This is a genomic window from Desulfovibrio subterraneus, from assembly GCF_013340285.1.
GTDB classification, from domain to species: Bacteria; Desulfobacterota; Desulfovibrionia; order Desulfovibrionales; family Desulfovibrionaceae; genus Halodesulfovibrio; species Halodesulfovibrio subterraneus.
The window spans coordinates 1,279,246-1,296,002 of sequence record NZ_BLVO01000013.1 but is presented as its reverse complement, the minus strand read 5'-3'; the positions used below and the strand labels follow the sequence as shown (position 1 = coordinate 1,296,002).

The following is a 16,757-nucleotide window of genomic DNA, read 5'->3' as shown; positions in this document are numbered from 1 at the left end:
TTTGTATGCTCCTATCCTATGACAACACGGCAGCCGCCGCGCGGCCGCGCCAGAGGTTCATATGAAACACCGTGCAGAATGGCGAAAGCCGCGTCTGCATGGCCTGTGCTTTCCGATCTGTTGGCCGCGTAGGTCATGGCCCCGCTGGGCGTGGTGGTCTGGCGGATCATCATAAAGGCAAGGCCCACTTCCTTGTCTGCGGCATCCCATTGGATGCGGTTGCTTTCCACCAGCTCGCGGCCCTTGAGCACCAGCTCTGTCTTGGTCTGCACGCTGTAGTGAATGGACGTGGCGCGGGAGTAGAAAATGCGCACGTTTTCATACACGCCTATGCCGGGGCCGGTGGTATCTATGCCCATGAACTGCACGTTGTAGCGCTGGGTAATCTCGCGTATGCGCGCCACCTGCCACAGGTAGCTCTTGTTCACCCACTTGAAGCGCTCGAGCACGCGGAACATGCCGCCCGGTTTTTCCGGCGGGGCGATTACGACGAACGAGGCATCGTCGCGCGAGCGGCTGGGGTCGTAGCCGCACCACACGGGCTTGTTGCCGAAGGGCCGCGGCAGCTTGGGATTGTAGTCTGCCCACTCGGCAGGATCAGCGCCGCAGGCCTGCAGCTGGGGCAGCAGGAACACGGCGTTGGTGTCGTCCACAAAGCCGCACATGAACAGGTTTTCAAACTCTTCCGGCCCGTATTCCAGCTTCAGGTCGTTCAGGTCAAAGAGGTCGCAGCCGCCCGCCATGGCGTCTTCCAGCGTTATGATCTTGCGCCATGTGTTGTCGGGACACAGAATGCCGCTCTGCATTTCCTTGAACCCGGGAAACTGCTGCCGCTTTACCTTGTTGCGGGCGTTGTACCAGTCGCCGTTCCACAGGCCGTAGCCGGGGTGCGTTACCGCGCTGGGCGTGGAAAAGAGCGTGCGCCGCCACTTTTTGTGCGCGGCCATGCCGGTGGCGACCTTGTGCAGCTCTTTGAACCCGCGAATCCAGAAGAACTCATCAATATACACATGGCCGTGATAGCCCTGTGCGCTTTTGCTGTTGTTGGAAAGAAACCGCAGCGTGGCAGGCCCGTGCGCCGTGTGCAGGGTGATGGGGTTGCCCTTGAGCTCCAGGTCGAACTTTTGCTGCGCAATCTGGATGATGTAATCGCGGAACACCTCTGCCTGCGCCCGCGTGGCGGAAAGAAAAATCTGGTCATCGCCCGTGGTGCAGGCATCTTCAAAGGCTTCTTGCGCAAAGTACCACGTGGCTCCTATCTGGCGGCTTTTGAGTATCTGCCGGTTGCGGTAGTGCTTGGCCTGCATCAGCTCGCGCTGATAGGCGAAGTAGTGCTGGTGCAGCTGTGCCTTGAAGTCTTCCGGCGTGAGGTGCGAAACATCGTTCTTTATGACGCGGCCACGGCGCTTGCCGGAACGGGAGTCGCCGCCTTTGCGCTCGCGCTTTTCCCGCGTGCCCCGCTGGTCCTGCTGTTCGGGTTTTGCGGATGCTGTTTCGCATGGCTCGCCGCGCATGGCCTGTTCGCGTTCGCGCAGCCGCTGGAAGCGCTCCAGCGCGGAGGTGAGGCGGTCAATCTCCTGCAGGTCAGCCTTGGTCTTGTCGTCGCGGGTAATGAGCAGCACAAGGCGGCGCTGGGCTGCGTCTTCCACTCCTTCGTGCGAAAGCATGTCGCCCCATGCCTCTGCATCCACCCAATGATATACCGTGCGCCGTGGTATGCCGAGCGTGCGCGAAATCTCTCGTATGCTGTAGCGTTTACAGTAAAGGCCGCGTGCTGCTTCCTTTACCTCTGCGGGATAGTATGCCATATCGGAACACTACAACGATTTTGCAATGCGGCATGCCGTTTTTATTCCGATACTACAGAGTATCGGAACGCATTTTCTTGTTGTACCCCTCGCCGCCGCATATTCTTGCGGCATGGCAACACTCACCACAGATTGGATCAAGGTGGCTCAGTCCGGCCCCACATGTGACGGACGCACCATAGCGCCGCAGGAACTGCGCGACATAGCAGAGACCTACAGCCCTGCAACCTACACCGCTGTTATCTGGCCCGACCATGAGCGCTATTACGGCAGCCACGGCACCGTGCTGGCTGTTGAGGTGCGCGAAAACGGCGATGTGACCGAGCTGTGGGCCAAGCTGCAGCCCGGCTGGCGCATGCTGGAAAAGAACCAGCAGGGCCAGAAGCAGTTTGCGAGCATTGAGATATGGACCAACTTTGGTAACAGCGGCCGCTGCTACCTTGGCGGCATTGCCATTACCGACCAGCCTGCCAGCCTTGGCACCGAGCAGATTAAGCTCTTTTCTGCCAAGCGTGGCGCCGATGCGGAGAAGACCCGCTTTTGCCACTGCGGCCTTGAGCTGCCCCGCCTTTTTACATCCCCGAACACAGCCGGAGAGGGCACCGCAACTGCTGATGAACAGCGGGCGCTGTCCCTGCTGGAACGCACCTTCCGGATGTTCGGTTTTCACAAATCTGAACCCGACAGCGAGGAACCCATGGACGCCAAGCAGTTCAAGGAATTTACCGACCGTCTTGAAGCGCTGGATAAGAAGGTGACCGCCTTGTCCGTTGCGCCTGCGGATGATGCGGCCGCACAGGATGCCGCAGCAGGCACTGCCGAGGCCGCAGCGGCCACTGAAAGCAAGGCGGCAGGCACTCCCGCAGAAGCGGCACCTGAAGGCTTTTCTGCCGCGCAGCTGGGCGACCAGCTTTCCAGCCTGACAAAGACCGTTGAAACCCTTGCCGACAAGTTCGGCATCATGGCGCAGCGCATGGAAGGCGAGCAGGGCAGCGGCCAGCAGTTTGAAACCTCCGGCCCCGCAGGTGATGCGGCGGATCTTCTGTAGGAAGGCACATGAACGCGAACGCTATCAGACGCTTTGAGACCCTTAAGGGCATTCTGGGCAAGGCCTACGGTGTGGCGGACGTTACCCGCCAGTTTGCCGTGGATCCCACTGTGGAGCAGCGCCTGCAGGACAAGATTATCGCCACCAGCGACTTTTTGCAGAAGATCAACGTGGTGCCGGTAACCGAGCTGAAGGGGCAGAACATCTTTGGCGCGGCGTCCGGCCCTGTGACCGGCCGCACGGATACCACCGTGGACGGCAGGGAACGCAAAACCCGCGATGTGCTCAGCCTGACCCATGCGGAGTATGAACTCTTCCGCACCAATTCTGACGTGCACATCACCTATCACACCATTGATGCGTGGGCGAAGTTCCCCGATCTGGGCCAGCGTTACACCGGCTATGTGCAAAAGCGCATTGCCTTGGACCGCGAGCTTATCGGCTGGTACGGCGAAAGCGCGGCCGCAGACACCGACCTTGCCGCCAACCCGCTGATGCAGGACGTGAACAGGGGCTGGATGCAGTACATGCGCACCAACATGCCCGCAAACGTGCTGCTTGAGGGCAAGACCCCCGGCGAGATCCGCATCGGTGCCGGTGGCGACTACGCCAACCTTGACCTTGCCGTGTTCGACCTGCTGCAGGCGCTGCCCGCCTTTTTGCGGGACGGGCTTGTGGCGCTTATCGGCTCTGACCTCATTGCGCAGGAAAGCGCAGCCCTCTTTGCCGCTGTGGGCGGCAAGCCCACGGAAAAGAACGCCATGAACATGGCCATGAGCCGCCTTGGCGGTCTTGTGTGGGACAGCCCCTATAACTTCCCCGCACGCGGCCTTGTGGTGACCAGCTACGACAACCTTTCCATCTACTATCAGGAAGGTTCGTGGCGCAGGCAGATTCTGCAGGTGGCCAAGAAGGACCGTGTTGAAGACTACAACAGCCGTAACGAAGGCTTTGTGGTGGAAACGCCCGAGAAGTTCGCGGCCCTTGAATTCAAGAATGTCAAACTGCCGGATGGCTCCGGCGGCTGGGCATAATAGGCATCCTTCCTCTTTTGCGCGGTGGCCTCTTGCGGGGCCACCCTGCGCAGGGAGGGTGCGGGAGAAACGATTATGAGCCTTATGCGCAGACACCAGCAGGCCGTGCAGAACGGCATGGTTGTGGAGCAGCAGCCCAGAAAGGCCACGGGCGTTATCGCGGTGGTGCCTACCGGATTCATGGCAGAGCGCCAGTTGCTTACCCAGCTCACAAGCGCCCTGCGTGAAGACTTTGCACGGCTTTCTGCGTTGCAGTCCGTTGAGCGCAAGCAGGACCTGAAGAGGGATGAGCTTATCCCCAAATACGCCCCCTATGTGGAACGCCTGAAACGCGAAGGCCAGCAGCATGAGCTGCTGGGCTGGTATCTGGTCTGGCTGTTCGACGCTGGCGAGATTGAGCATGGCATGGCGCATGCCCTGTGGTGCATCGACAACGGCGTTACCCTGCCGGAAAAGTTCCGGCGCGATGTTCCCACCTACGTTGCGGACGCTGTTGCCGACTGGGCGAAACCGCTGGTTGCCGCCGGGCAGAGCGTGTCCCCGTATCTGTCGGATCTGGTGCACGTGGCTGATGGCCTTTGCCGCCAGTGGGACATTCCTGACGCAGTATCCGCCAACCTGCTCAAACTGCATGGCGATGCTTGCGCCGCTTCCGAGCGGTGGGAGCTGGCTGTGGAAGCGTATGAAGCGGCGTTTGAGCTTGGCGCATCGGTAAAGACAGTGCTGGACAAGGCCCGCAAGCAGCTGGCCAAGGCCGCACAGTAGATACTCACCCCCCCCCGACCGGCCCGCCGCAAACGCCACACAACCACCTCACACAGTGCGGGTATGCTGCAGGCAGTTTGACGGCGCGGCCGGTCCCTTTTCAAGGCGGTAGTTATGGGCTTTAGCGGCTTCAAAGACGAATTGGCGCACCAGACCATACAGAACGACGGGTTCTTTCCCGACCTGAGCACTCTGACGCTGGTGGAAGCCTATCGCGTGCCGCCCACGTTTGCTGTTGCCTCCCTTGCCGTGCAGCTGAAGCTGGCCATGGCATGGGCCAACCGCCAGTTGAGCGGCTGGAAGGCGCAGCGGCAGGCCGAGGGCCATGCCACGCTTGCTGACGTGCCAGCCGATACGCTGGGCGGCGAATCCGTTCTGGCCGTGTATTACCGCGCCGCCGTGTTCAATGAGTGCCGCGCCCTGCTGGTGCAGGAGAGCAAGGTGCTTGTGCGCCGTGCAGATGCCGCCAACGTGGCAACGGAAAGCCCTGAGACGGAAGCCGCCTACCATGAGCAGGCAACCAAGGCACTGGCGGACCTGCTGGGCATCTGCCGTGTGCGCGTGGGGTTGATCTGATGCGCAAGCTGCGGGCGCTTACCACCTTTCTGATGCAGGCAACCGGCCTGCCGCGTGAGTCCTTTGATGCCTTTGTGGACTCCGGCGAACTGAACCCCACGGGCAAGGATTTGGGCCACGGCATTGAGGTGGCGCGTTTTCGGTATGACGCATCCGTCTACCTCTACGGCTATGCCGGAGACGGTCACCAGATTCTGGCGCTGGTGATGGCGTGGGTGGTGGGCCATGACGCGGAGCGCGAGCTGCACGACCTGTCGGACCCCAAGGTGGAAGTGACCATTCTGGATGATGACAGCGCGGATGTGGAGATACGCATTTCCTTTGACGAGGGTGTGGAGCTGGTCATGGATCCGCAGGGGCGCATTCCCTATGGCGGTGCCATGTGGAGCGTGACGGACGTGCCCGTGGATGTGGCCGAAGCCGTGGAACGCATGGACGGCGAAGCACAGGAGGCCGGTGCCGATGGCTGATGCCATGACCTTTGGCATTGACCGGGCAGGCATGGTGCGCCTGCGGCAACAGCTGGAAGTGCTGGCCCTGTCGCCGGATGCCAAGCGCAAGCTGGTGCGGGAAATGGCCATGGAAGTGCGCCGTTTCTCCCGCCAGAACATCAAGCAGCAGCGGTGCGTGGATGGTACGCCCATGGCCCCGCGCAAGATCTACAAACGCAACCGGCGCGGCAAGCTGGAAAGGCGCAAGGACGGCAAGGAGAACCGCAAGATGCTTGTGGGCCTTGGCCGGGCGATGAGCATTGCTGCCAACAGACGCGGGCAGGGCGAGGTTTCGTGGAAAGACTTTGGTATGGGGGCCATTGCCGACAAACACCAGCATGGGAAAAGCGAAACTGTAGCCGCCAAAAGTGAGGCCAAGCGCCTCAATAAGGATTCTGACTACTACAACCCCAAGGCGCGGGTGGAACGCTGGCTGGCCAAGGAGCTTATTGCCCGTGGCTACCGCAAGGAAGTGCGGCTGAAAAACGGCAGGGTGCGTCAGCAGAAAGTGGCTGTGAGCTGGATTGTGCAGAACATGAGCCGCGCCGAGGCCATGGCCATATGGCAGCAGCTCACCGGCTATGACGCGCCGGATTCGTGGACAGTGGGCGTTCCGGAACGTGCTTTTCTTGGCGTGAACCTGCGGCAGTCCGGAACCATGCTGGAAGAACTGGCGCGGTTGTCCCTGAACCGGCTGCGCAGCAAGGGCAAAGTGTAGCCCGAAGGAGAGAATTGTATGGCACTGGGTACCGTACAGGTGAACAAGCTGAACCTCATGCAGGGCGAGTTTGACGAGGTGGAAAACTACTTCCTCTTTGTTGGGCGTGGCACCGGCGTGAACGAGGGCAAGCTGCTCAGCCTGAACAATGATTCCGATCTGGATGAGCTTTTGGGTGCAACGGCAAGCGTGCTCAAAACGCAGGTAGATGCGGCCCGCAAAAACGCCGGTCAGAACTGGAACGCCGCCGTTATACCGTTGGATGGCGTGATGAGCTGGGAAGATGCCGTGGACTACTCCATGGGGCAGATCACGGTGGAAGCGATTATCGTGACCGACCCTGTTACCAAGTCCACGGATGTGGAGGCTATGCAGGCCAAGACCGTGGAGATTATGGGGTTGTATATGCGGCCCATATGGTTTGTGGCCGCCACCCGCGCCATCGATGCTGCCACCGAGACCGGCGAGGCATGGCCGGATTTCACCGCCGCCATAAAGCCCCTTGTTTCCGCTGTTCTCGCAGATCAGGTGATGGTTGTTCCCACCCTGTGGGGGCATGACCAGGGAACGCTTGCGGGCAGGCTGGCCAACAAGGCCGTAACCGTGGCGGACACGCCCATGCGCGTGGCCACCGGCCCCCTGGTGGGGGCGTGGACGGCCAAGCCCAAGGACAAGACCGGCCGCGAAATCGACATGGCCATTCTCAAGGAACTGGCGGATGCCCGGTTCAGCGTTCCGCAGTGGTATCCGGATTATCCCGGCATGTTCTGGGGGGATGGTGCGCTGCTGGATGCCGAGGCAGGCGATTACCGCGTGATTGAGAATCTGCGTGTGGTGCACAAGGCCATGCGCCGCGTGTATCCCCTTGCCGTGTTCCGCGTGGGCGACCGCAAGCTGAACAGCACCCCCGCCAGCATCGCCATGAACCAGAGCTATTTTGCCCGCCCGCTGCGAGAGATGAGCCGCAGTGTGCAGATTATGGGTGTGACCTTTCCCGGCGAGGTGAAGCCCCCGCAGGATGGTGACATTGTGATCAGCTGGCCCACGCGCACCAAGGTGGAAATCTACATGGTGGTGCGCCCCTACAACTGCCCCAAGGCCATCACCTGCAACGTGATGCTGGACCTGACCAATTATGCGGAGGTGTAAGCCATGAGCAGAATCAGCGGAAAGTGCTTTGACTTCCAGCTGGGTGATCTTTCCATCCATGCCGAGAAGTTCACCTGCGACATAGAGGACAGCGGCGAGGTGGCCAAGACCAAGGGCATTCCCGTTGGCTGGCTGGAAGGTCCCGTGGGGGCGTCCGGCGAGATTGAGCTTGATACCACCAACCTTTCGCTTGTGCTGGAGGCAGCACGCAGCGCGGGCAGTTTTCATGCCCTGTCCACCTTTGACATCGTGGCCTACGCCAAGGCCGGTGATGAAGAGAAGCGGGTGGAAATATTCGGCTGCAGGCTGCGCGTGAGCAAGCTGCTGGATGTGGATTCCAACAGCGCCACCAAGGACGTGACCACGCTGCCCTACGATGTGACCAGCCCTGACTTTGTGCGTGTGAACGGCGTGCCGTACCTCGACGCCAGAGAAACCGAAGGATTGTAAGCATGACGGATCTCTTTGACCGGGCGCAGGCATGCGAGGCGTTGTTCAGGCAGGATGCCATAGAGCACGCAAGGCGCAGCAATGACCGCAAGGCCAAGGTTCCGTCCCGTGAAACCTGCATAGAGTGTGGTGCAGTCATCCCCGAAGCACGGCGCAATGCCGTGCCGGGGGTGCAGCGCTGCATAACCTGCCAAACCGAAATGGAGGGCGGCAAATGAAAACTCGTGTTCTCCTGTCTCCTCACTTCTCCCTTGATGAGTTTACTGCCAGCCAGACGGCGGAGCGGATGGGCAGGCAGATTGTTGTTGAACCCGGCTCGGACGTGTTCCGCAATCTGCAGCACCTGTGCCTGACCTTGCTGCAGCCCATACGTGAGGCGCTTGGCCCTGTTGTTATTTCCAGCGGCTATCGGCCCCCGTGGCTTAATGAGCAGATAGGCGGTTCGCCGAGATCGGACCATATGAGCGGGCTTGCCGCAGACATTACGGTACCGGGAAAAACGGCACTGGAAGTGGCCGAGGCAATACGCGGCATGGGGCTTGGATTCAAGCAGCTCATCAATGAGCACGGGCGTTGGGTGCATATCGCCGCACCGGAACCGGGAGAGATTCCCCGGCGTCAAGAGCTGACCATCTGGAAGGACGGAACGCGCTCGCGCACGACTGAGGGGCTTCATGCAGTTGCAGACCTGCAGGCCGGAGGTGGCGCATGACCTTTGTTTCCAAGATCATGGACTTTTTCGGCGGCGGCATTGTCTCCACCATCACGGATACGGTGAAAGAATACTTTCCCCCGTCCATGAGCGAGGCGGAAAAGGCCGAGCTTGCGGCGCGGATCCGCGAGGCCGAGCACAAGCGCGAGGTGGAGTTGATGGAGCTGGCCGTGGAAGCCGACAAGGAAGTGACCCGCCGTGCGGCAGAGCTGGAAGGCACCGCCGCAGACTTAAAAGCCCTCCCTTTTGTCGGCAGCTTCATCATCTTCATTCGCGGGTGTCAGCGGCCCTTGTGGGGCGTTTTCACCATGTATCTGGACTGGCAGGTGTTCAGCGGCGGGTGGCAGGTGCAGCTGTCCGCAGAGCAGGGCGGGTGGACCCCGCACGGGCTTGCCTTCTGGTCCGTCAACCTGCTGGTGCTGGGCTTCCTGTTCGGTGAGCGCACGGTGAAGAACCTGCTGCCGCTGGTGACGCAGTTCATGGCCACCCGCAGCACTGCCAGAGAAGCAAAGGGATAGCCCATGGATTTTACAGACGCCTTTGTCTTTTTTGCCAAGTTCATCTGGCCCCCGTTGCTGGCTTGGAACGTGTATCTGCACCGCTCCATCCAGAAGAGCAACGAAGAGATCCAGAAGGGCAAGGATGCCGTGGCAGCACTGCGGCTGCATGTGGCCGAGCATTACACCGGCAAGAAGGATCTGGAAAAGATGTTCTCTGATTTTGAACGGCGGATCGAAGGGCGCATCGATCAGCTGGTGAAAACCCTGTGCGCGACCAAGTGAGAAATGCCATGGAAACCGCAAACAAGATCGTACTGACCATTCAGGGCCGCAAGGTGACCTTTGCCCCCTCTCTGGACATTTACAACGACTACATCAACGCCATGATGCCCAACAACAAGGTGGCACCGGCACGCAACTTTGTGATGCGCTGTGTGGATCCTGAAGACAAGGACCATGTGCGCGAGCTGCTGGATAAGCCCGGTGCGCCCATTCAGATCGCCGGTGCGATTATGGAGCAGTACACGCCGGATCTGCAGATCACCGTGGGGGAGTAGAGCGCCTCGCCGGGGGAATGGAGCGCAACCCGCTGGCCCGCATGACCATGCTTGTGCACCGCTGGCTGCCGGGGCGTGCGGTGGATGCGCAGTCCATGGCCGAGGCCGTGCTGCTGGAAAAGGACTATTGGGAGAAGATGGCCGTTGCCGTTACCAACGGGGTGGCCAAAGCCTTTAACGGATAAGGGCATATGAGCACCAAGCTTGAAAAACTGATGTTTGCAATCAGCCTGCAGGACGGGGTGACCGGCCCTGTGGGGAAGATGCAGAAGCAGCTGGACGATCTGGCAGGCCATGCCCGCAAGAGTTTCGTTCAGATCGGCACCGGTGCTGCAGGCATATGGGCGGCTGGCCAGAGCATGGACTACATGCTCACGCCAGCCCGCCAGATGAATAAGGCGCTTATGGAGGTTTCCAGCCTTGATGTGGAACCCAAGGCGCTGAAGACCCTGAACCGTGAGGCGCTGGCCTTCTCCATCCGTTTTGGAGAGTCCGCCAGTGCTGTTGCCTCTTCTGCCTACGATATTCAGTCGTCCATTGCCGGACTGAGCGGTGACGAGCTTTCGCGCTTCACGGTTTCGTCCAACGTGCTGGCCAAGGCCACCAAGGCGGATGCTGCCACCATTACCAGCTATGTGGGCACCATGTACGGCATCTTCAAGAATCAGGCGAACGACATGGGCAAGGCCAAGTGGGTGGAGCAGCTCACAGGGCAGACGGCCACGGCGGTGCAGATGTTCAAGACCACGGGACAGGAGATGAGCAGTGCCTTCACCTCGCTTGGTGCCAACGCGACCGCTGCGGGCATTGATGTGGCAGAGCAGATGGCCATTATGGGCACGCTGCAGTCCACCATGAGCGGGTCTGAGGCGGGCACCAAGTATAAAGCCTTCCTTTCCGGCGTTGGCAACGCGCAAAAGGCGCTTGGCCTGCAGTTCACCGACTCCAACGGACACATGCTGGGCATGATGGATATTTTGGGCAAGATCAAGGGGAAGTACGGGGATTTGTCCAAGGTTGATGATGGCGATTTGCTGAAAAAGGCCTTCGGCAGTGACGAGGCGGTATCGCTCATCAAGCTGCTCATGGCGGACACCAAGGGGCTTGGCGCATCCATTGACCAGCTGGGCAAGGTGCAGGGCATGGACAAGGCCACACAGATGGCCAGTAGAATGGTTGATCCATTTGACAGGGCATCGGCGGGCGTTAATGCCCTATTAACGGTGATAGGGCAGGCGCTGTTGCCTTCCATAAATCCGCTGGTGGACGGCTTTACCGATGTTACCGCCACCATGGTGCGCTGGGCGGATATGTTCCCCAACCTGACGCGCTGGGTGGGCTACGGCATCATGCTCATTCTGGGCTTTGGTGCGGTGCTTGGGCTTGCGTCCGTTGCCAGCGGTGTTGCTCGGATTTCCATGTTCGGCCTGAGCACGGTGATGGGGCCGATAACCGGCACGCTTGGGCTTATGCGCAAGGCATGGGCGCTGTATTCCGGTGCGCAGTGGGTGGCCAATGCCGCCATGTGGGGTTTCCCCGGCACATGGATTGTCATGGCGCTTGTGGCGCTTGTGGCTGCCGTGGGCGCGGTGATCTGGTGGTGGGATGACCTTAAGGCTGCCTTTCTGGATACCAGCTGGGGGCAGGCCATCATGGGCGTGATTGATCAGGTGGCAGGCGTGTTCAAGTGGTATTTTGACATGCTGGGCCGCATGTGGGGCTGGGTTCTTGAGAAGGTGCAGGCCGTGCAGAAGTTCCTTGGGATGGATTCCGGAGCCTCTGCCGAGGTAAACGCCCCGGCCATGCTGGAAGCACCGCGCAGCGCAAGCGTGCCTGCGGGCGGTGTTACGCAGTCCATTTCCAACGCTGTTTCCAAGAACAGCAGCAACAGCCGGACCATTCAGCAGGTGAACATAACCACCAGCAAGCCCATGGATGCCCAGAGCATGAGCGAGATGGCGTTTATGGCGGCGGGGTAGCGCATGAGCGGCAAGTATCTGGATATTCTCATCACCGGTGATGACATAACGCTGGATGCGGGAGGCCTGCCCGTGCCGGTGGCGGACCGTGATTCCATAGCGCAGGACATTGTGCACATGATCCGCGAGACCGGCCTGTTGGTGGAGCTGGTGGGCAACCGTGATGTGCGCACCAAGGCCCGCAACCTGCTGCTTCTCACGCTGGAGGTGGACAAGGATGAGCGCATTGTTCCCGGCAGCACGGAGATAGAAGAAGTGGGGCTGGGCCTGTTCAACCTGAAGGCGGAAACGCTTGAATTCGGCAGCATTGCGCTGTCGCTGGAGGCGGAACGTGTGTAGGGCGGGCTATGCGTTTGCGGTCTTGATGGGTTCTACGGAAAGCCATTCCGTATTGGTGTGGGCAACTTCCCACAGCGTATACGTCTGCTGCATGCCAAGCCAGAGTTCGGGCGTGGTATCGAGCGCGCGCGAAAGGCGCAGGGCAATGTCCGGCGTGATGGGCGCGCGTTCGTTCACAATGGCGGAAAGCGTCTTGCGCGAAATGCCAAGGCGCTTGGCCAGTGCGGTTATGGTAATGCCCAGCGGCTCCATGTGCATTCTGAACAGGATGCCGCCCGGGTGCGTGGGCTTTCTGGTGGAATCAAACATCGGAGCCACCGGTTATCGGGAAGGGCGAGATTCTTTGTATGCCTTGAGAATGGCATTGATGGTGGTCTGGTATCCCTTACCCTGCTTTTTGAACCAGTCCAGCACGTCTGCGTCGATGCGAAGGGTCACCTGCTTTTTGCACTGCGGTTCCATACGTCTGGCCTGTTCCCAGAATGCTTCATCCAGAATGGGGTTGTCCGGATCGCTTTCTGCGTTGGCGGTCAGTTCGGCATCAGTAAAGGCCTTGGCCCGCTTGTTGTCGGTAAGGGGCTGCATGGCGCGAATCTCTTCTATGGACAGTCCTGTCTTATTCTTCCTGGTAGCCATACTTCCTCCTTTCTCTGGCGTTGGCTCTGCGGGCGGAGATTATACGGAACACATCGTCTCCGCGCATGGTGAAGGCAACGACGAGTATCATGCCTTCATATTCTCCTACTGCCTGACAACGGGTTTCGCCGTAGTCCTTGCGGGTGTCGTGCAGCAGGTGGGGAGAACAGGCCAGCATTTCCGCTGCCTGCGTAAAGTCTATGTCGTGCTTGGCAACATTGGCGCGCCGTTTGTTCTCGTCCCAGTCAAATCGCATGGGGAAAATGTAACTACAAAAAGTAACTCCGTCAATGAGGTCTGCCATGTCTGATTCGCAGGCAAACGACAAGCTTTTTACCCGCATGCTCAGCGAGGCGGGCTTTCCCACAACGGAAAGCGCCATGCAGGAACGGTGGGATGCCCTGAACACGGCGCAAGGCTCGCAGATAACCAACAGCAGCAAGTGGTCGCCCTTCTGGCGGCTCATATCCGCCATTGTCACCGAGCCTATGAAGGCGTTGGTTTCCGCACTGGTGACCACCATTCTGCCGCAGACCTTTTTGAAAACGGCCAGCGGTGCATGGCTGGATATATACGCATGGGGCGTGGATCTGGCCCGCAAAGAGGCCGTGCAGGCGCAGGGGGCAATAACCTTTACCCGCACCAACAGCGCGGGGGAGTTGCTCATACCTGCCGGTACCGTGATCGAAAGCCCATCCATCAACGGGCATGTGTATCGCGTGGCCGTGCTGCAGAACACCACCATGGCGGACAAGCAGCTCACGGCGGACATTGCCGTGCGTGCGGAGAAAACCGGCACGGCCTACAATCTTGGGCCGGGGTATTATTCCATTCTGCCGCAGCCCATTTCCGGCATTGCCGCCGTGACCAACGGGGAGAACTGGCTCACGGCCCCCGGTGCCGATGAAGAGACGGATGAGGAACTGCGCCTGCGCTGCCGCAACCAGTTCAGCGCCGTGGGGCAGTATCATCACGATGCGGCCTATACGGCGGACATAGCCAGCTTTGCGGGCATTCGCACCGACTACATTGTGTTTGAGCATGAGGCGCCGCGCGGCCCCGGCAGTGCCAACGCCTACATCATGATTGATTCCGGCCCGGCACCGCAGGAGTTTGTGGACACCATAAACGCGCATATCCGCGATGCGGGCAACCATGGCCATGGTGATGACATGCTGTGTTTTCCCATGCCTGCTTTGGCCGTGAACCTGACCGCAACCGTGCACCCCGTGCCCAACCTGAGCGACGAAAAAGCCGCCGCGCTGCTGCAGGACGTGGAAGGGCGCATACGCGCAGCATTCCGCGAGAACACGGACTACGACATGACCCGCACATGGCCGCACAACCGCTTTTCTCTTTCGGTGCTGGGTGACGAGCTGCACGCGCAGCTGCCGGATTTGGCATCCATTGAATTTGACCGTGATGACATTGTGGCGGCGCTGGAGCTGCCCGTGCTGACCAGTCTGACCGTGACCAACGGAGGCGCGTAGTGGACGTGCATATCTCGTTACCCTTCTGGATGGCTAAGGCCGGTGGCGAGCTGGAGAAGCTGTGCCTTGCAGCCGTGGCGTGGTGGGTGCAGGTGGCGGAATGGGCCGCGTGGCCCATGCGCCAGCTGGATACGGACACCTGCGACGAGCTGGTGCTGGATCTGGTGGCATGGCAGCGCGATATACGCCGCTTTGCCGGTGAACCGCTCAGCCTGTACCGCAAGCGCGTGAAGTACGCCTATGCCAACGCGCGGGATGCCGGAAGCGTGGCCGGGTTCAAACGCATCTTCATGCGGCTTGGCATCGGCTATGTGGAGCTTGAAGAGCGCATGCCCGGCATTGACTGGGACATTGTGGACATACGGCTCACAGATTCCCAGCTGGCCAAGAATCAGGCGCTGTTATCCGTGCTGATTCAGCATTACGGGCGCACCTGCAGGCGCTACCGCTGGAAGATCATAACGCCCCTGCCCATCGGGGTGCGGGCGGTTGAGTTCGGCAACGATTACACCATGGAGCGGGCTGACGTGCCGCCGTGTTCCGTGCGGGTGTGCGTCTGTGAGTTCGGCAACGACAGTGTAACCATGAACGCGAGAGAGGTATAAATGGCAACCGTAATCACACTGGCGGGCGAAAGCCTTATCGCACGCAAGCAGGCGGCGGGCGTGCCGCTGCAGATAGATGCCTTTGTGCTGGCGCTGGTGCCGGGGCTTGATCCGGATCTGCCCGTGGACCGCAGCGAGGGCAAGCCCGATGCCGCGCAGATTGTGCACACCTACCAGATTCCGGACGAGTATCGCGGGTATGTGAACCCCAATCAGGTGGTGTATTCCATGCTGCTGGGGTCCGACCTTGGCAACTTCTCGTTCAACTGGCTGGGGTTGTATTCCAGCGCGGACGATGTGGTGGTGGCCATCAGCCATCTGCCGGAAATGGCCAAGTGGAAAACCGACACCGCCACCAACGCGGCAGGGAACAACCTGACCCGCAACATGCTGCTGGAATTTTCCGGCGCACAGGTGGCCACAGGCATCACCATTCAGGCCGCAACGTGGCAGGTGGACTTTACTGCCCGCATGCGTGGGATTGATGAGCGCGAGCGCCGGAGCAACCGCGATATATACGGGCGTGCCTGCTTTTTTGCCGATGCCGCCAAGGTGGTGAACAACGCGGGCGCATTCTCGCTGCAGGCCGGTACGTTGTATGTGGAAGGCGTGCGCGCGGCCTTTGCCGCCATGCCCCTTGAAGCCGGAAGCCTGCCCAAAAAGGTATGGCTGGACGTGGGGCTTGTGCAGCAGGGCGCGGACATGGTGGCGGATATGGCCGTGAACGTGCTGCCGCCTGAACAGGCCGCGCCTGATTATGCCGATGGCGTGGGCAATGCGCGGTATCGCGTGCCGCTTGCGGAGATTGCCGCAGACGGCACCGTGACCGACCTGCGCCGCACGGAAGGCGTGGTGACGGATCTTGTGGCCTATCTGCTGGAAAACGGCGGAGCAAAGGAGATCAAGGAGCATCTGGAAAGCGCATCCCCCCACGGGTTGCCGCTGGCCGGAGGCGAGCCGGGGCAGGTGCTCATCAAGCAGGAAGACGGGAGCATTGTGTGGGGCAACATGAGCGGCGTGGCCGTGGGGGATCTGTGCTGGTCCAGCACGGGCAAGCCTTCCCCCGGTTGTGTGGCTGCCAACGTGAAGCAGAAGTTTGTGCGCGGGTTATATCCGCAGCTGGTGGCGCGTGTGCTGGCCGATGGCGGCTATCTGACGGATGAGGCCGCATGGGATGCCGAGGCTGCAGCGCAGGAAGGCAGCTGTGGCTGCTATGCGCTGACGGACACCCACATCATTCTCCCTTGTTACAAGCATTACTTTGCGGCTGCACAGGATGGTGTTGCTGGTAAAGAGGTAGGTGACTGGGCCGGTGATGCCATTCGGAATATTACGGGGGCTGTGGGTGGTGGCGGTGTTGAACCTATTGCTCCAATTAACGCGGCTGATGTTGCCCAAAGTGGTGCGCTGACGCTTGAAGACCCCTCGGAGGTTGGAGGTGGAGCACCGAGTGGGACGGGTATGAATACTATAAGATTTGACGCATCCCGCGTTGTCCCCACCGCAGACGAGAACCGACCCAAAACCGTTTACCTGCTGCCCTGCATCAAAGTGGCTGATGTGGCCGTGAACGCTGCGCAGGTGGATCTGCTAGCGCTGGCTGCGCAAGTGGCGCAGATCAATGGTGACAAGGTTGATCGTAGTGAATGGGTGGAGCTGGTGCCGGACGCGGTGTTCAAACGACCTGATGGGATTATTGAACAGTATGGAGAGGTGGCACTGCCAGCAACGACCAATGTTGTGGTGACGCTGCCTGTGACCTTTCCGAACAAGATTATTGATGCAGACTTCTCTTTTAGCACAACCAGCAGCATCGGCCTGATGGGCAAAACAGTAAGCTCGATCACTTTACGGGCAGGCGGTGCCGGAACTGCTTACTGGCGCGCTATAGGAAGATAGG

General features: G+C 60.2%; 23 protein-coding genes. 19 read left to right on the top strand and 4 right to left on the bottom strand.

Annotated elements, in window-relative coordinates:
• Nucleotides 1-11: 11 nt before the first annotated feature.
• A complete protein-coding gene (locus tag HUV30_RS12845) occupies nt 12-1,808 on the bottom strand; it encodes a terminase large subunit domain-containing protein (RefSeq protein WP_174405830.1) in 1,797 nt (598 codons plus the stop codon).
• A gap of 112 nt (nt 1,809-1,920) precedes the next feature.
• Here HUV30_RS12845 and HUV30_RS12840 point away from each other — a divergent pair, with 112 nt between their 5' ends.
• The 16 genes from HUV30_RS12840 to HUV30_RS12765 all read left to right on the top strand — a co-directional run bounded on the left by HUV30_RS12840 (nt 1,921) and on the right by HUV30_RS12765 (nt 12,126).
• Nucleotides 1,921-2,856 (top strand): GPO family capsid scaffolding protein, encoded by a 936-nt coding sequence (locus HUV30_RS12840; RefSeq protein WP_174405829.1) that lies wholly within the window; start codon nt 1,921-1,923, stop codon nt 2,854-2,856.
• An 8-nt stretch (nt 2,857-2,864) separates the two neighbouring features.
• On the top strand, nt 2,865-3,890 hold the full coding sequence (locus HUV30_RS12835) for a phage major capsid protein, P2 family (RefSeq protein WP_174405828.1): 1,026 nt from the start codon (nt 2,865-2,867) through the stop codon (nt 3,888-3,890).
• A gap of 75 nt (nt 3,891-3,965) precedes the next feature.
• On the top strand, nt 3,966-4,655 hold the full coding sequence (gpM, locus tag HUV30_RS12830; protein WP_174405827.1) for a phage terminase small subunit: 690 nt from the start codon (nt 3,966-3,968) through the stop codon (nt 4,653-4,655).
• A gap of 114 nt (nt 4,656-4,769) precedes the next feature.
• Nucleotides 4,770-5,231: a head completion/stabilization protein gene (locus tag HUV30_RS12825; protein ID WP_174405826.1), complete on the top strand. Its 462-nt coding sequence runs from the start codon at nt 4,770-4,772 to the stop codon at nt 5,229-5,231.
• Entirely contained in the window at nt 5,231-5,701 is a 471-nt protein-coding gene (locus HUV30_RS12820; RefSeq protein ID WP_174405825.1) for a phage tail protein, read from the top strand. Before HUV30_RS12825 ends, HUV30_RS12820 begins: the two co-directional genes overlap by 1 nt.
• Nucleotides 5,694-6,440, top strand: coding sequence for a phage virion morphogenesis protein (locus HUV30_RS12815; protein WP_174405824.1), 747 nt, complete (start codon nt 5,694-5,696; stop codon nt 6,438-6,440). Before HUV30_RS12820 ends, HUV30_RS12815 begins: the two co-directional genes overlap by 8 nt.
• 18 nt (nt 6,441-6,458) lie before the next feature.
• Nucleotides 6,459-7,589 carry a DUF2586 domain-containing protein gene (locus HUV30_RS12810; protein WP_174405823.1) on the top strand — a complete coding sequence of 377 codons (1,131 nt, stop codon included), beginning with the start codon at nt 6,459-6,461 and terminating at the stop codon, nt 7,587-7,589.
• Between the two features lie 3 nt (nt 7,590-7,592).
• On the top strand, nt 7,593-8,039 hold the full coding sequence (locus HUV30_RS12805; RefSeq protein WP_174405822.1) for a phage protein: 447 nt from the start codon (nt 7,593-7,595) through the stop codon (nt 8,037-8,039).
• A 2-nt stretch (nt 8,040-8,041) separates the two neighbouring features.
• Nucleotides 8,042-8,257, top strand: a complete 216-nt coding sequence (locus HUV30_RS12800) for a TraR/DksA C4-type zinc finger protein (protein WP_174405821.1) — start codon at nt 8,042-8,044, stop codon at nt 8,255-8,257.
• Nucleotides 8,254-8,751 (top strand): D-Ala-D-Ala carboxypeptidase family metallohydrolase, encoded by a 498-nt coding sequence (locus HUV30_RS12795; RefSeq protein WP_174405820.1) that lies wholly within the window; start codon nt 8,254-8,256, stop codon nt 8,749-8,751. The genes HUV30_RS12800 and HUV30_RS12795 overlap by 4 nt, the downstream gene beginning before the upstream one ends.
• On the top strand, nt 8,748-9,269 hold the full coding sequence (locus tag HUV30_RS12790; RefSeq protein WP_174405819.1) for a hypothetical protein: 522 nt from the start codon (nt 8,748-8,750) through the stop codon (nt 9,267-9,269). Before HUV30_RS12795 ends, HUV30_RS12790 begins: the two co-directional genes overlap by 4 nt.
• A 3-nt stretch (nt 9,270-9,272) precedes the next feature.
• Nucleotides 9,273-9,533: a hypothetical protein gene (locus HUV30_RS12785; RefSeq protein ID WP_174405818.1), complete on the top strand. Its 261-nt coding sequence runs from the start codon at nt 9,273-9,275 to the stop codon at nt 9,531-9,533.
• 8 nt (nt 9,534-9,541) lie between these two features.
• Nucleotides 9,542-9,808, top strand: a complete 267-nt coding sequence (locus tag HUV30_RS12780) for a putative phage tail assembly chaperone (protein ID WP_174405817.1) — start codon at nt 9,542-9,544, stop codon at nt 9,806-9,808.
• Nucleotides 9,809-9,825: 17 nt separating this feature from the next.
• On the top strand, nt 9,826-9,993 hold the full coding sequence (locus HUV30_RS12775; protein WP_174404717.1) for a DUF6890 family protein: 168 nt from the start codon (nt 9,826-9,828) through the stop codon (nt 9,991-9,993).
• Nucleotides 9,994-9,999: 6 nt separating this feature from the next.
• Entirely contained in the window at nt 10,000-11,787 is a 1,788-nt protein-coding gene (locus HUV30_RS12770) for a phage tail tape measure protein (RefSeq protein WP_174405816.1), read from the top strand.
• A 3-nt stretch (nt 11,788-11,790) separates the two neighbouring features.
• Nucleotides 11,791-12,126, top strand: a complete 336-nt coding sequence (locus HUV30_RS12765) for a DUF2590 family protein (RefSeq protein ID WP_174405815.1) — start codon at nt 11,791-11,793, stop codon at nt 12,124-12,126.
• 6 nt (nt 12,127-12,132) lie between these two features.
• Here the strand turns inward: HUV30_RS12765 and HUV30_RS12760 are convergent, their stop codons facing one another.
• From HUV30_RS12760 to HUV30_RS12750, 3 genes are read right to left on the bottom strand one after another with little or no spacing between them, the layout of a single operon-like run.
• Entirely contained in the window at nt 12,133-12,435 is a 303-nt protein-coding gene (locus tag HUV30_RS12760) for a HigA family addiction module antitoxin (protein ID WP_174405814.1), read from the bottom strand.
• A 12-nt stretch (nt 12,436-12,447) separates the two neighbouring features.
• Nucleotides 12,448-12,762, bottom strand: coding sequence for a BrnA antitoxin family protein (locus HUV30_RS12755; protein ID WP_174405813.1), 315 nt, complete (start codon nt 12,760-12,762; stop codon nt 12,448-12,450).
• Complete coding sequence (locus tag HUV30_RS12750) at nt 12,743-13,018, bottom strand: BrnT family toxin (protein ID WP_174405812.1); 276 nt, start codon at nt 13,016-13,018, stop codon at nt 12,743-12,745. The genes HUV30_RS12755 and HUV30_RS12750 overlap by 20 nt, the downstream gene beginning before the upstream one ends.
• Before the next feature lie 46 nt (nt 13,019-13,064).
• Between HUV30_RS12750 and HUV30_RS12745 the strand changes: the two genes are divergently transcribed.
• Genes HUV30_RS12745 through HUV30_RS12735 form a run of 3 tightly spaced genes read left to right on the top strand, consistent with a single transcriptional unit; the run spans nt 13,065 to nt 16,756 of the window.
• The gene (locus HUV30_RS12745; protein ID WP_174405811.1) at nt 13,065-14,252 is read left to right on the top strand and encodes a baseplate J/gp47 family protein; all 1,188 of its coding nucleotides are present in this window, start codon (nt 13,065-13,067) and stop codon (nt 14,250-14,252) included.
• Nucleotides 14,252-14,857 carry a phage tail protein gene (locus tag HUV30_RS12740; RefSeq protein WP_243452171.1) on the top strand — a complete coding sequence of 202 codons (606 nt, stop codon included), beginning with the start codon at nt 14,252-14,254 and terminating at the stop codon, nt 14,855-14,857. The genes HUV30_RS12745 and HUV30_RS12740 overlap by 1 nt, the downstream gene beginning before the upstream one ends.
• A complete protein-coding gene (locus tag HUV30_RS12735) occupies nt 14,858-16,756 on the top strand; it encodes a phage tail protein (RefSeq protein WP_174405810.1) in 1,899 nt (632 codons plus the stop codon).
• Nucleotide 16,757 lies beyond the last annotated feature (1 nt).

Bases quoted from the DNA above. Each gene is read 5' to 3' on its own strand.
- HUV30_RS12810 (WP_174405823.1), top strand. From the start codon at position 6,459: ATGGCACTGGGTACCGTACAGGTGAACAAGCTGAACCTCATGCAGGGC.
- HUV30_RS12795 (WP_174405820.1), top strand. From the start codon at position 8,254: ATGAAAACTCGTGTTCTCCTGTCTCCTCACTTCTCCCTTGATGAGTTT.
- HUV30_RS12790 (WP_174405819.1), top strand. From the start codon at position 8,748: ATGACCTTTGTTTCCAAGATCATGGACTTTTTCGGCGGCGGCATTGTC.
- HUV30_RS12800 (WP_174405821.1), top strand. From the start codon at position 8,042: ATGACGGATCTCTTTGACCGGGCGCAGGCATGCGAGGCGTTGTTCAGG.
- HUV30_RS12820 (WP_174405825.1), top strand. From the start codon at position 5,231: ATGCGCAAGCTGCGGGCGCTTACCACCTTTCTGATGCAGGCAACCGGC.
- HUV30_RS12780 (WP_174405817.1), top strand. From the start codon at position 9,542: ATGGAAACCGCAAACAAGATCGTACTGACCATTCAGGGCCGCAAGGTG.
- HUV30_RS12845 (WP_174405830.1), bottom strand. From the start codon at position 1,808: ATGGCATACTATCCCGCAGAGGTAAAGGAAGCAGCACGCGGCCTTTAC.
- HUV30_RS12755 (WP_174405813.1), bottom strand. From the start codon at position 12,762: ATGGCTACCAGGAAGAATAAGACAGGACTGTCCATAGAAGAGATTCGC.
- HUV30_RS12840 (WP_174405829.1), top strand. From the start codon at position 1,921: ATGGCAACACTCACCACAGATTGGATCAAGGTGGCTCAGTCCGGCCCC.
- HUV30_RS12815 (WP_174405824.1), top strand. From the start codon at position 5,694: ATGGCTGATGCCATGACCTTTGGCATTGACCGGGCAGGCATGGTGCGC.
- HUV30_RS12785 (WP_174405818.1), top strand. From the start codon at position 9,273: ATGGATTTTACAGACGCCTTTGTCTTTTTTGCCAAGTTCATCTGGCCC.
- HUV30_RS12750 (WP_174405812.1), bottom strand. From the start codon at position 13,018: ATGCGATTTGACTGGGACGAGAACAAACGGCGCGCCAATGTTGCCAAG.
- HUV30_RS12770 (WP_174405816.1), top strand. From the start codon at position 10,000: ATGAGCACCAAGCTTGAAAAACTGATGTTTGCAATCAGCCTGCAGGAC.
- HUV30_RS12825 (WP_174405826.1), top strand. From the start codon at position 4,770: ATGGGCTTTAGCGGCTTCAAAGACGAATTGGCGCACCAGACCATACAG.
- HUV30_RS12775 (WP_174404717.1), top strand. From the start codon at position 9,826: ATGGAGCGCAACCCGCTGGCCCGCATGACCATGCTTGTGCACCGCTGG.
- gpM (WP_174405827.1), top strand. From the start codon at position 3,966: ATGAGCCTTATGCGCAGACACCAGCAGGCCGTGCAGAACGGCATGGTT.
- HUV30_RS12735 (WP_174405810.1), top strand. From the start codon at position 14,858: ATGGCAACCGTAATCACACTGGCGGGCGAAAGCCTTATCGCACGCAAG.
- HUV30_RS12835 (WP_174405828.1), top strand. From the start codon at position 2,865: ATGAACGCGAACGCTATCAGACGCTTTGAGACCCTTAAGGGCATTCTG.
- HUV30_RS12805 (WP_174405822.1), top strand. From the start codon at position 7,593: ATGAGCAGAATCAGCGGAAAGTGCTTTGACTTCCAGCTGGGTGATCTT.
- HUV30_RS12745 (WP_174405811.1), top strand. From the start codon at position 13,065: ATGTCTGATTCGCAGGCAAACGACAAGCTTTTTACCCGCATGCTCAGC.
- HUV30_RS12765 (WP_174405815.1), top strand. From the start codon at position 11,791: ATGAGCGGCAAGTATCTGGATATTCTCATCACCGGTGATGACATAACG.
- HUV30_RS12760 (WP_174405814.1), bottom strand. From the start codon at position 12,435: ATGTTTGATTCCACCAGAAAGCCCACGCACCCGGGCGGCATCCTGTTC.